Source organism: Edwardsiella anguillarum ET080813 (assembly GCF_000264765.2).
GTDB classification, from domain to species: Bacteria; Pseudomonadota; Gammaproteobacteria; order Enterobacterales; family Enterobacteriaceae; genus Edwardsiella; species Edwardsiella anguillarum.
Window position 1 is genome coordinate 3,763,170 of record NZ_CP006664.1, and the last position, 12,619, is coordinate 3,775,788.

A 12,619-nucleotide genomic window follows, 5' to 3' on the forward strand; every position below is an offset into this window, starting at 1 on the left:
GGGTCTGTAACAGGGGCGTGGCAGGCGGAGGAAACCCCGCTATGATGGGGCGATCCCATCGATTGACAAGGAAACCGGTGTTATGTCCTGGCTGCGGCGTTTACGCATTGATCCATTTCTGTTGGTTCTGATCCTGGTGGTGCTGCTGGCATCGCTGTTTCCTTGTCGTGGCGAAGCCAAAACCCTGTTTGGTCACTTGACGACCGCGGCTATCGCGCTGCTGTTTTTTATGCATGGCGCCAAGCTGTCGCGCGAGGCGATCGGTGCCGGTATCGGCCACTGGCGGCTGCATCTCGTAGTATTCCTGAGCACCTTCGCACTGTTCCCTCTGCTGGGCGTGGGGCTGGGGGCGCTGGTGCCGGCGCTGATGAGCCCCGCGGTCTATCTGGGCTTTTTGTATCTGTGCGCGCTGCCAGCGACGGTGCAGTCGGCCATTGCCTATACCTCGATGGCCGGCGGCAACGTGGCGGCGGCCATCTGCAGCGCCTCGGCCTCCAGTATGCTGGGGGTGTTTTTATCGCCGCTGCTGGTGGGGCTGCTGATGCATACGCAGGGCGACAATATCGATAGCCTGCACGCTATCGGCGCGATTGTGCTGCAGCTGATGCTGCCGTTCCTGCTGGGACATCTGTCGCGTCCGCTGACGGCGACTTGGGTGGCCCGTCACCGGCGTCTGATCAATGTAACCGACCGTTCATCGATCCTGTTGGTGGTCTATACCGCGTTCAGTGAGGCGGTGATCGAGGGGATCTGGCAGCGTATTGACGCCGGCTCTCTCGGGGTGATCGTGCTGGTCTCCTGCCTGCTGCTGACGATTGTGCTGCTGATTAACACCGTCGTCGCCCGGGCGTTGGGGTTCGATAAGGCCGATGAGATAACCATTGTGTTCTGCGGCTCTAAAAAGAGCCTGGCCAACGGTATCCCGATGGCCAACGTGCTATTTCCGGCGGCGGCCGTCGGGATGATGGTGCTGCCGCTGATGATTTTTCACCAGCTGCAGCTGATGGTCTGTGCCTGGCTGGCCCAGCGCTACGCCCGCGGCCGTCAGGCGCAGGCGCGCGCTGAATAGCGAGGCGCCCAGGGCGCTGGGGGATTAGCCTACCTGCTTGGCGTCGCGCAGCGCCTGCTTCTCCGCCGGGCTCAGGAAAGCCATGGTCAGGCCGTTGTACTGCGCCTGGCGGATCTGCTCGGCGCTCAGGCCCGCCGCCGGGGCGGCCGTCTGGTATTCGTGACGCAGCTCAATCCCTTCCACCGCAGGGTCATCCGTATTGAGGTTAGCGATAATGCCGTGTTGCAGGAAATGCTTCAGCGGATGCTGTGCCAAAGAGGGCACCGTACTGGTCTGCAGATTGGAGGTCAGGCAGGCCTCCACGCCGATGGCGTGCTCCGCCAGATAATCCATCAGGCGCGCATCTTGGATCGCCTTCACGCCGTGGCCAATGCGTTCGGCCCCCAGCTCGCGGATGGCCTGCCAGATGCTTTCCGCCCCCGCGGCTTCGCCGGCGTGTACCGTAATGTGCCATCCCGCGTCACGCGCTCGGGTAAAGTGCGACATAAACAGATCGCCCGGGAAGCCCAGTTCGTCACCGGCCAGGTCCAGCGCGGCGATCCGCTCACGGCAGCTCAGCAGCGCCTCCAGCTCCTGGCGGCAGGCCTCCTGGCCAAAGGTGCGACTCATGATCCCAATCAGCTTGACCGGAACGCCGACGTCGCGCGATGCGGCGCTGACGCCGTCAATGATGGCTTCAACCACCCCCTGCAGCGGCAGGCCGTGGCGCTGTGCCATGTAGTAGGGGGAGAAGCGCAGTTCGGCATAATCGATGCCTGCGTGCTTCAGATCTTCCACGTTTTCGTAGGCCACCCGGCGGCAGGCGTCCAGAGTGGCCAGAACGGCGACGCCCCAGTCCAGCTTCTGCAGAAAGCTGACCAGATCCGGAACCGTATCGCTGATTTGGACATGGGGGCGCAGGGCCTCCAGCTCATCCGCCGGCAGTGCCAGCTGATACTGTTGCCCCAGCTCTAGAATGGTTTGCGGTCGGATATTGCCATCAAGATGGCGGTGCAGGTCGGTCAGGGGAAAACGCGAATCGATCATGATGGGCACTCTCAGTTATTTTGATTAAAGTGCGCAACAGTATAAAAATAACACGATGTAAAACGCCATCTAATTGCATAAAAGTGTGATGAATATCACCAAAAATCCATCAATGTCTCGCTTTGCTGCCATACTGTATTTATATACAGTATGGCGCGCTGTGCGGAAATGCTGTGTTTATATACAATATTACGCACTGTGCGGAAAGGGAAAAAAAACGCCCGCCGAGCGGCGGGCGTTGTCGATGGCAGCGGAGAGGATTACTGCGCGCCCGTGGGCGCTGAATCCATACCGCCCAGCACGCCAAACAGGCCGGCAAACTGAGCCAGGGTCATCTGCTTACCGTTTAGGGTGACCTGTCCGTCGGCATAGCGTAGCTGGCTGACGATCGCGTTATCCTGCTGCGTCGTGAGCTTAAACATCTGGCCCATGGCGGAGACGCCCTGCACCTGCTGTGCCGCCAGCTTTTGCGCCTCATCGGCCTGGTAGCCCTCGAGCTCGGCCGCATTGGCGGCGATTTGCGTCGCCATCGGCATGGAGAGGTTAAGGGAGACATCTAGCGTACGGACGGCCTGCAACAGCGGCGGCAGCGCGGCGGCGGCCTCGGTCTTGGCCGGTGCGCCCAGGGACAGGCTAAGGTCAAACTGACTGCTGCCGGCGCTGTTTTTCCAGGTGACCGGCTTGAGATCGATCCGGGGATTGCCGCTCAGCAGGGTGGGCAGGGCGGCATCCAGCATGCTGGTCAGCTGCTGCTGATAGGCGGCGCTGTCGCTGCTGTGGCCGCTGCTGAGCTGGCGGCTGATAAAGGCGTTGTATTCATCGGCAAACGTTTTCACGCCATGGCCATCGAACCCGTTCAGGTCCAGCGTCATGGCGCCGCCGCCGAAGGCTTTGCCATCGATCTGCAGCGCGCCCAGGCGATAGTCCACCCGGGCGTCCAGCGTACGCTCACCCTCTTTCAGGCTGGCGTTCATTGCCAGATCGTCCAGCGCGGCGCTCTCTTTGCCATCGACCGATAGGCTCAGATGCTTGGCGGCGATCTGCTGTTCACCGATATTCAGGCCGAACTTGCCCATCTTGCTGTGGGTGGTAAAGGTGGCGCCCGTCAGCGACAGGGTTTCACGCTGTCCACCGTTCGGGGCGTCGATGCTCAGGCTCTTGGCCTCCGCCGCCAGATCCATTCGGCTGAGATCGCGGGCGACATCGGCCTTAATCTGCGCCCCACCAAAGTCGATTTTATTCTCGCCCGCCAGCAGAGAGAGCGGCAGCAGGGTTATTTCGGAGCGGTTATCTCCGCTATAGGCGATCCGGGTATAGGCATCGAGCGGCGACTGCCCTTTATTGGCTGTAAACAGCGGGGCGACCAGCGGTGTGTTGGCCAGCTCACTGTGCACCACGGCCATGCTGGGCTCCAGGGAGAAGTGGGTCAGCGGGAAGGGGCCATGGCTGATGGTTTCATTCAGCGCCAGCTGCTGGCCCGGCTTCAGCAGTGCATCCTGTTTGGCGGCGGGATCGGCCTGGATAATGTAGCGAACCCGGCTGGAGAAAACGCCGCGTTGGTAATCCTGGTAGCTGATCTTCAGGCCGGCCTGAGGCAGGCGCTGAGTGAGGCTTTCGTTAAGGCGGGCAACCTCACCGTCCATACGCTGCTCAATAAGCTTACCGGTATACCACGATGCGCCGCTCCAGGCTGCGCCCAACACCACGATGACCGCAACGGCGACGGCTGATTTTTTCATACTCTGTCCTTCTGTAGCCAGAATCGGGCACCGGCTTCAAGCGCATCGGTGCCGGAAGGTAAAAAACGCCCGCAGGCGTTTTTATTGTGGCGGCAAGGGGGTGTAATTGGCAAATAATTCGTTGAAAATTAATCTAACTGATTAAACACGCGCGCCAGCTCGCCGTGACCGGTCACCGAAACCTGGCGGTCGGCGGCGCTGAGATAGCAGGACTCGCCGGCGTGCAGGATCAGCGTCTGTGCCCCCTGCTGCAGCCGGGCCTCTCCACGGATACAGAACAGCACAGCGGCGCTCTCCTGATGCAGCGGCTGCGGCTGTGCGCTCAGGGTATGGACCGCGAAGGAAAAATCGGCGACCGGCACCGGAAAACGGGTCTCTGCGCCGGCGGTGCTCGGCGCCGTCAGCAGCGTCTCGAGCGGTTTGGCGACGAAGCGGACGTTCTCCAGCAGCTCGGCGACGTCGATATATTTCGGGGTCAGGCCGGCGCGCAGTACGTTATCCGAATTGGCCATGACCTCCAGGCCGACGCCGTGCAGATAGGCGTGAGGGGTTTCGGCATCCAGGAACATGGCCTGGCCCGGTGCCAGCTCGATCACATTCAGCAGCAGCGGGGAGAACAGGCCGCTGTCATCCGGGTAAATAGGGATAATGGTATGCAGGGTGTCCCAGACCGCACCTTGCTGGTGGGCCATCTCCTCGCGCAGGCGGCGCAGCGCATGGGCTTTTTCCTCGCCCTGCATATTGAGCAGATTGGCAAACAGGGTCCGCAGCGTGTCGGTGGTCGGGTGCGCGATAAAACCGGCGATATCCGGGTGGGCATCGGCCAGCGGCTGCAGCAAGGCGGCTATCCGATCGAATTCGCGAAAGCCGTTCATTGCCGCAAAGGGGGTCAGCGCATATACCAGCTCCGGCTTATGGTTGGCATCCTTGTAGTTACGGTTAGGGGCATTTCGCGCGATGCCGGCGGCCTCCTCACGCGCAAAGCCGGCCTCGGCGGCGCGTTTGTTGGGATGTACCTGAATGGAGAGCGGCTGGGCGGCGCATAGCACCTTGAACAGAAACGGCAGCTCGCCAAAGCGATGAGCGACGGCATCGCCCAGCTGGGCGCGTGGATCGGCGGCGATTTGATCGCGCAGGCTGAGCTCGGCGCCGTGCGCATCCTGCACCCGAGAGCTGTTCAACGGGTGGGCCCCCATCCACAGTTCGGCCATCGGCTGGTCATCCGGGTTAGCGATGTCATAGAGGTTACTCAGCGCGTCGTGGCTGCCCCAGGCATAGTGCTGTATGGCATTGATCATCTTTTGCATCTGTCGGTTCCGCGAGTCAGTGAAACGTGAATTTTCTTCAGTAAACAGGAACAGCCCCCGCCTCGGCAAGGGGATTGATCATCTAAATGACGAAGGCATCCTCAATGAGGCCATTGGCAAGGCAGTATACTGAAAAAGAGGCGGTTAATTTCTCACCGCGCGGGCGATGGGCCAACGGAGAACCGAGGAGAGACGATGACGGCGATGCGTATAGAGAGAGACGCGATGGGACAGGTGAGGTGCCTCAGGATCGTATGTGGGGCGCCCAGATGCAGCGCTCTCTGGCGCATTTTCGTATCTCGGTAGAAAAGATGCCGCCGGCGCTGATTACGGCGCTGGCGCTGGTCAAACTGTGTGCTGCGCGAGTAAACCGAGAGGCCGGGCGCCCGCTATTATACTGGCGGCGCAGGAGGTTATCGACGGTCAGCGTGCCGGGGAGTTGCCGCTGTCGGTCTGGCAGACGGGCTCCGGCACGCAGACCAATATGAATATGAACGAAGTGCTGGCGAACCGCGCCAGTGAGCTGCTGGGGGGCGTCCGCGGCGAGCAGCGCTTGGTGCATCCCAACGATGACGTCAATAGCACCCAAAGCTCCAACGATGTGTTTCCAACGGCGATGCACGTGGCGGCGGTGTTGGGCATTGAGCGCGATCTGCTGCCGCGGATCGCCCAACTGAGCGATACCCTGCGGCATAAGGCGCAGTGCTTCGCCTCCATTGTGAAGATTGGGCGCACCCATCTGCAGGATGCCACGCCGCTGACGCTGGAGCAGGAGATCTCCGGCTGGGTGGCGGTGCTGGAGCACAGTGGGCAGCATATCCGCCACGCGCTACCGCACCTGTACGAGCTGGCGCTGGGGGGAACGGCGCTCGGAACCGGACTGAATACGCCGCCGGGCTTTGCCCTGCGTGTCGCCGCCGAGATCGCTGACCAGCGCGGTCTGCCATTTGTCAGCGCTCCTAATAAGTTCAAGGCGCTGGCGACCTGTGATGCCTTGGTGCAAGGGCACGGCGCGCTGAAGGGGCTGGCCTGCTCCCTGATGAAGATCGCTAACGATGTGCGCTGGCTGGCCTCTGGCCCCCGCTGTGGGATAGGGGAGCTGGGGCTGCCGGAGAATGAGCCGGGCAGCTCCATCATGCTCAGTAAGGTCAACCCGACGCAGTGTGAGGCGCTGACCATGGTGTGTGCGCAGGTGCTGGGGAATGATACCGCCGTGAATATCGGTGGCGCCTCCGGTAACTTTGAGCTGAACGTCTTTCGCCCGCTGGTGATCCGCAATGTCTTACAGTCCCTGCGCCTGTTGGCCGATGGCATGGAGAGCTTCAACCAGCACTGTGTGCAGGGGCTGATGCCGAACCGGGAGTGTATCGATGAGCTGCTGCAGCGTTCTCTGATGCTGGTGACGGCGCTGGCCCCGCACATCGGCTACGATCGGGCGGCCGAGATCGCCAAGAAGGCGCACCGAGAGGGGACGACGCTACGGGCGGCGGCGCTAGCGCTCGGCTATGTCAGCGCGCAGGCGTTTGACCAGTGGGTTCAACCCGCGCAGATGGTGGGTAATCCGGCGTGGGGCGATTGATCTGTGACAACGTCACTACTCATCGACCTCACGGTACAGATGCAGCCGGGGGATCACCGGAATCAGCTTCTTGGCCCGCGGGCGATGGCGCAGCGCGATGTTGTCGGCGTCGTAGTCGGCCAGCGTGCCGATGCGCGGCGCCAGCTCAGCAGACTCGCACAGCGCGATCAGCGGCATGCTGCAGGGGTGCTGTACCTGACGCTGGATAGCGCTGTACCACACGCGGGCAATCGGCTGAACCTTGACCGGGCGGCGAATTTTGAGTTTGACATCCCCGGGCAGCGCCAGCAGGGTATCCCGTTCCTGCAGAATGCGCTGCGTCCACTGTTCACGGGTGTAGGGGGCAACGGCGCGTCCGGCGCGCAGGCTTTTATCCAGGCGCGTCAGTACCTCGGCGCGGCTGAGATTATTGATCACCTGCTTGTTTGCCCAGCCGAAGCCGACGCTGCTGGGATCGTCTAGTAGCGTCAGAGTGCGGTAGGCGCTGAGGGTCAGCAGCCCTTTGAGCTGGCGGTGGACAAAGTCAAAGCGCTGCTCCGGAGGCAGTCCGGTCTCCACGGCGATGATCTGCTCCAGCTGTTGTTTGTGGCGGTTGACTCTCTCGATCGCGTCGCGCAGCGCGCTGCGCTGCCGGGGCGTGGCCTGGTAGCACAGCACGCCGGGCAGGCGTACCGCGGCCTTGCTGCTGACATGCTGGCTGTGGTGGTGAAGGAAGAGGCGGCGAAAGTGACGGCGTCCGGCGTCAAAAGCCTCCCCGGCGGCACAGGGGAGGACGGCGATGCGGCGGATCTCCTCATGCTCTTTGCCTTTTTCTATCTCCGGTAGCGCAAATATCTGCGCCTGCAGCGGGGTGAGGGCAGCCAGCTGGTGGTCGACGTGCGCTAGCGTCTCCTCCAGTTGACGGAAGCAGAGATGAAGTCGTTCGATAACGCTGCTGGTGGTCATTGAGGATAGATGTCTTTATTAGTTACAACATACATTTGATGATGACACACTGCGCTGTCTGCAGCAACGCATTTTACCCCTACCATCCCGCGGATAGCGGGAGTCCAGCAGGATTGATGTCCATCGATGGAGGGGGGCCCCGGCGGCGATAGCATCCTCAGGATGGCAGGGGTGGACGCTTGGAACGCGAGAGGTATCCTACGCTAAGGCGGTTTCTCAGCCCGGACCGCGTTGGGCGCGCAGCGGATGTTCTGGTTACTGCCCATATCACATGGAGCCGTCAGCGCATCCCCCTGGATACTCGCTGAGTCGTAATATACATTGAGGATTCATTCCAGCGGATTAAGGATGCCGGCATGGCGCAGAATTTACCGGAAATTGACGTGTTGTTTGTCGCGGGGTTTGGGCCCATTGCGCAGGATACTGAATCCAGCACCGCGTTTTATGTGCGGATACTCGGTCTGCCGCTTAAACCCATGGAGGGTAACTGCGATTACCTGCTGTCGGAAGAGGGCCTGCTGAAAGGGGTTAAACATTTTGCCGTCTGGCCACTGTCACAGGCTGCAACCTCATGCTTTGGCGTTGGGTTGTGGCCAACGGAACACCCGATCCCTCAGGGATGGATTGAATATGAGGTACAGGATCTCGATTCTGCTACCCGGATATTGGTAGAGAAGGGCTATAGCCTGTTTGTGGCTAACCGCATAGAGCCGTGGGGACAAACTGTCACGCGTCTGCTCAGCCCCGAAGGGTTGCTCACCGGGCTTACGATGACCCCTTGGCTTCGTGGGTAAACCGTGTTCGTTTCTGGCACTGAGCGGATAGCCAACCCGAATGTCTGACATTCAAGAGGATGACGTTCCCGCCAATAGGCTAAAAGGGGGAATTAAATTCCGGTGCAATGGCACCGAGACTCCCCGAGCGCCAATATGAGCAGTCGTCGTCAGCGGCCGTTTTTCATTCCGCGCGGGAGGAGGGCCAAACCGCACTCCGGCTGCTTTGGCCCCCGCAATACCTGGGCCGGGATCGTTCGTACGCTCGCCGAGCGGCGGGCCGCCCGGCAAGGACGCGATGGACGCTATGATAGCGGGGTGGCTTCAGGGAGACGCTGTAGACGACGCCCCAGCAGCCAGGCGAGCAGCAGCATGGCGACCAGGAAGACGACGATACCGTTCCAGCCATGGCTGTGCCAGAACACGCCGCCTAGCGTACCGGCGACGCTGGATCCGACGTAGTAGCTGAACAAATAGAGTGAGGAGGCCTGGCCTTTGGCCCGGCGCGCCCGGCGGCCGATCCAGCTGCTGGCCACGGAATGGGCGGCGAAGAAGCCGGTGGTAAACAGCACCATGCCAATAAACACCAGCCACAGCGCGGAGAAGGCGGTGATCAGCAGTCCCAGCAGCATGATGATTATCGCGACGCTCAGCACCGGGCCACGGCCAAAGCGGGCGGTCATCGCCCCGGCCTTGGGCGAGCTGTAGGTGCCGCTGATATAGACCAGTGATAGCACGCCGACGATAGCCTGGCTGAGGTCATAGGGGGAGGCCAGCAGGCGGTAGCCAATGTAGTTAAACAGCGTGACAAAGCTGCCCATCAGCAGGAAGCCTTCGGCGAACAGCAGCGGAAGCCCCCGATCGTGGCAGTGCAGGCGCAGATTGAGCAGCAGGTTGCGCGGGCGCAGGGAGGTCGGGCGAAAATGGCGCGAGGGCGGCAGGATTTTCCAGAACATCAGCGCGCCGCACAGCGCAAATAGCCCGATGACGGCCAGGGTGGCCCGCCAGGAGAAGTAATCCGTCAGGACGCCGCTGATCAGGCGGCCGCTCATGCCGCCGATCGAGTTTCCGCTGATGTACAGCCCCATGGAGAACGCGACTACCGAGGGATCCATCTCTTCGCTGAGATAGGTCATGGCCACGGCAGCTACGCCGCTCAGGGCCAGCCCCACCAGGGCTCGCATCACCAGAATGGCATCCCAGCTGCTCATCAGGGCGCAGATCAGGGTGCAGACAGCCGCCAGCAGCAGCGCCGTGACCATGACATTCTTACGACCGATGGCATCGGAGAGCGGGCCGGTAAACAGCAGTCCGATGGCCAGCATACCGGTGGAAACCGATAGCGATAGGCTGCTGGTCGCCGGAGTAATGGCGAAATCCTGCGATAGCACCGGTAGAATGGGCTGTACGCAGTACAGCAGGGCAAAAGTGGCCAGCCCCGCGGAAAACAGGGCCAGCGTGACCCGCTTGAAATCGGGGCGGTCGCGGGTGATAAAAGGGGGTTTACCATTAAGGTCATCGCTGATGGCGGTGGATGCCGGAGAGACGGTATCCGGCGCGGCTTCAGCCGGGGAGGTATTCACACAATATCCTTATACGGGACAAACAGAGAGTCAGCCTAGGCCACATCACGATCTGCGATATCGACGCGAAACCAGGCTGCAGGACAGCGAGCATAGAATTACGCCTGTTGAATGTCTAATATATTAATAAGAACCAATAATATATTTAAAGTATCAATGGCCATGCGCATCGAAATTCGTCATCTTAAGTACTTTATCGCCGTCGCCGAGGAGCGACATTTCAACCGGGCGGCGGAGCGGCTGAATATCTCGCAGCCGCCGCTGAGCCAGCAGATCCAGGCGCTGGAGCGCGAACTGGGCGCCTGTTTGCTGATGCGCACCAACCGCAGCGTCAGCCTGACGCAGGCGGGGAGCCTTTTTCTAAAAGAGTGCTATGCGATCGTCAGTCAGCTGGAGCAGGCGGCCGAAAAGGCGGCCCGGGCCCATCGGGGGGAGACCGGGGATCTAACCATTGGCTTTACCTCATCGGTTCCCTTTATTCCCCGGGTGGCACACAGCCTGTTCTCCTATCGCCAGCGCTATCCGCAGGTACATCTGCAGATGCGCGAGCTAAATACCAAGCAGCAGATCGAACCGTTGGTTGATGGCAAGCTGGACATCGGCATATTGCGCAATACGCTGCTGCCCGGCGTGCTGACGCACCGGGTGCTGCAGCGTGAGCCGCTGGTTGCGGTTTTGCATCGTCACCATCCCTTGGCGCTGCGGGGGCAGGCGCTGAGGTTCAGCGACCTGGCCGACCAACCCTTTGTCTTTTTTTCCCGCGGTGATGGTACGGCGCTATACGATGAGCTGCTGTCGCTGCTGAAGAGGGCCGGCATTGTGCCGTATATTACGCAGGAGGTCGGTGAGGCGATGACGATCGTCGGGCTGATCTCGGCGGGCCTGGGCATCTCTATTCTGCCTGCGTCCTATACTCGTATTCAGGTGGACGGTGTGTGTTATCGCGCATTGGATGAGCCCGACGCCTATACCGAGGTGTGGCTCGCCTACCACCGCCAGCGGCCGCTGAGCGCACAGGCCAATGCGCTGATCGCGCTGCTGACCGCGCCCCCCTCCGACGTCATGGCGCCGCCATCGATGATGGAAAACGCGCCGAATGGGTAAGTATTTGTGCACTTAATCACATAACTAATCAAATGGTTGACGCCTTTTTGTAAAATCCCCGCCATACCCGGTAAGATTTATTTTGAAGCGCGAAAAATAACTGGGAGTAGCGGTAGTGATTGCTGACGGTCAGCCGGGGCATATTGATCAAATCAAGCAGATAAATGCTGGGGCGGTTTACCGCCTTATCGATCGTTTTGGCCCCATTTCGCGCATTGAGCTCTCAAAACGCGCACAGCTGGCACCCGCCAGCATTACCAAAATCGTGCGTGAGCTGCTTGAGGCTCACCTGGTGCAGGAGACGGAATTCCAGGAGCCCGGCAGCCGCGGACGTCCTGCCGTGGGGCTCACGCTGGATACCGCATCCTGGCACTATCTTTGCGTGCGGATTGGGCTGGGCACGATGACGCTAGCGCTGCGCGATCTGAGCGGCGCGCTGGTCGCCGAAGAGGAGATCGCGCTGCCGGCGCAGGGTGAACTGCCGCTGCTGACCCGCATCGTGACAGAGATCGATCTGTTTTTCACCCGCCACCAGCATCAGCTGGAGCGTCTGACGGCGATTGCCATTACGCTGCCGGGGCTGATTAACGCCGCCCAGGGGATCGTACACCGGATGCCGTACTATGCTGAGGTGTGTGACATGGCGTTGAGCGTCGAGCTCTCGCGCCATACGGGGCTGCCGGTATATCTGCAGCATGACGTTTGCGCTTGGACCATGGCCGAGTCGCTGTTTGGCGCCGGCGCGGGCTGCGCCAACCTGATTCAGATTGTCATTGACCATAACGTGGGCGCCGGCGTGATCAGCGAAGGGCGTCTGCTGAACGGAAGTCGCCAAAGTTTGGTAGAAATAGGGCATACCCAGGTCGATCCCTATGGCAAGCAGTGCTACTGCGGAAACCATGGTTGTCTGGAGACGGTCGCCGGGCTGGGCAATATACTGACGCTGGCGCAGCAGCGTCTCGCGCTGTCGCCGTCGTCACAGCTGCACGCGGTCAGTCCGCTGAATATTGAGGCCCTGTGTCAGGCCGCGCTGCAGGGAGATCAGCTAGGACGGGACTTGATCAATAGCGTCGGTCATAGCGTGGGGCGCATCGCTGCGGTGATGGTTAACCTGTTTAACCCGGAAAAAATCCTGATAGGCTCACCGCTGAACCAGGCCGCGGAGGTCTTGTTCCCCTCCATCGCCAGCGCAATTCGGCAGCAGGCGCTGCCCCATTACACCCAGCATCTTTCGGTTGAGGCCAGCCATTTTCACAACCATGGTACGATGCCCGCTGCCGCGCTGGTCAAAGAAGCGCTATATAACGGTTCGCTGCTGGTACAGCTGCTGCAAGGGTAATTGTACGCATAATTGTTCGCTTTTGTTTGCCGAACGGTTACTCATCGCCCGTGAATTCGCGCGCTGGGTAGGAAAATGATCCGCGCGATAAATAAAAATTTGAGCTAACGCAAGCCGCCTAAGAAGCGCTTCGCCTAGACTTCCTGGTTTATTAG

The 12,619-nt window shown here is 60.7% G+C and carries 9 protein-coding genes and 1 pseudogene; 5 read left to right on the plus strand and 5 right to left on the minus strand.

Features of this window, described 5'->3' with window-relative positions:
* The first annotated feature begins 82 nt into the window (after positions 1-82).
* Positions 83-1,069 (plus strand): bile acid:sodium symporter family protein, encoded by a 987-nt coding sequence (locus ETEE_RS16930; RefSeq protein ID WP_034163438.1) that lies wholly within the window; start codon positions 83-85, stop codon positions 1,067-1,069.
* 24 nt (positions 1,070-1,093) lie between these two features.
* Here the strand turns inward: ETEE_RS16930 and add are convergent, their stop codons facing one another.
* The 3 genes from add to manA form a co-directional block, all read right to left on the minus strand.
* A complete protein-coding gene (add, locus tag ETEE_RS16935) occupies positions 1,094-2,095 on the minus strand; it encodes an adenosine deaminase (protein ID WP_034163437.1) in 1,002 nt (333 codons plus the stop codon).
* A gap of 260 nt (positions 2,096-2,355) precedes the next feature.
* Positions 2,356-3,834 carry a YdgA family protein gene (locus ETEE_RS16940; protein WP_034163436.1) on the minus strand — a complete coding sequence of 493 codons (1,479 nt, stop codon included), beginning with the start codon at positions 3,832-3,834 and terminating at the stop codon, positions 2,356-2,358.
* A gap of 128 nt (positions 3,835-3,962) precedes the next feature.
* A complete protein-coding gene (manA, locus tag ETEE_RS16945; protein WP_034163435.1) occupies positions 3,963-5,141 on the minus strand; it encodes a mannose-6-phosphate isomerase in 1,179 nt (392 codons plus the stop codon).
* 195 nt (positions 5,142-5,336) lie between these two features.
* Here manA and fumC point away from each other — a divergent pair.
* Positions 5,337-6,720 (plus strand): annotated as a pseudogene (gene fumC / locus ETEE_RS16950) (class II fumarate hydratase).
* A gap of 15 nt (positions 6,721-6,735) precedes the next feature.
* Here the strand turns inward: fumC and tus are convergent.
* Positions 6,736-7,665, minus strand: a complete 930-nt coding sequence (tus, locus tag ETEE_RS16955; protein WP_034163434.1) for a DNA replication terminus site-binding protein — start codon at positions 7,663-7,665, stop codon at positions 6,736-6,738.
* Positions 7,666-8,021: 356 nt separating this feature from the next.
* Between tus and ETEE_RS16960 the strand changes: the two genes are divergently transcribed.
* The gene (locus ETEE_RS16960; RefSeq protein ID WP_034163433.1) at positions 8,022-8,459 is read left to right on the plus strand and encodes a VOC family protein; all 438 of its coding nucleotides are present in this window, start codon (positions 8,022-8,024) and stop codon (positions 8,457-8,459) included.
* 284 nt (positions 8,460-8,743) lie between these two features.
* Here ETEE_RS16960 and ETEE_RS16965 read toward each other — a convergent pair whose 3' ends face one another.
* Positions 8,744-10,021, minus strand: a complete 1,278-nt coding sequence (locus tag ETEE_RS16965; RefSeq protein WP_034163432.1) for an MFS transporter — start codon at positions 10,019-10,021, stop codon at positions 8,744-8,746.
* A 162-nt stretch (positions 10,022-10,183) separates the two neighbouring features.
* On the opposite strand from ETEE_RS16965, the gene ETEE_RS16970 reads away from it, so the two are divergent.
* Together ETEE_RS16970 and mlc are read left to right on the plus strand one after the other, a co-directional pair.
* A complete protein-coding gene (locus ETEE_RS16970) occupies positions 10,184-11,125 on the plus strand; it encodes a LysR family transcriptional regulator (RefSeq protein ID WP_034163461.1) in 942 nt (313 codons plus the stop codon).
* A gap of 115 nt (positions 11,126-11,240) precedes the next feature.
* Positions 11,241-12,464, plus strand: coding sequence for a sugar metabolism global transcriptional regulator Mlc (mlc, locus tag ETEE_RS16975; protein WP_034163431.1), 1,224 nt, complete (start codon positions 11,241-11,243; stop codon positions 12,462-12,464).
* Positions 12,465-12,619 lie beyond the last annotated feature (155 nt).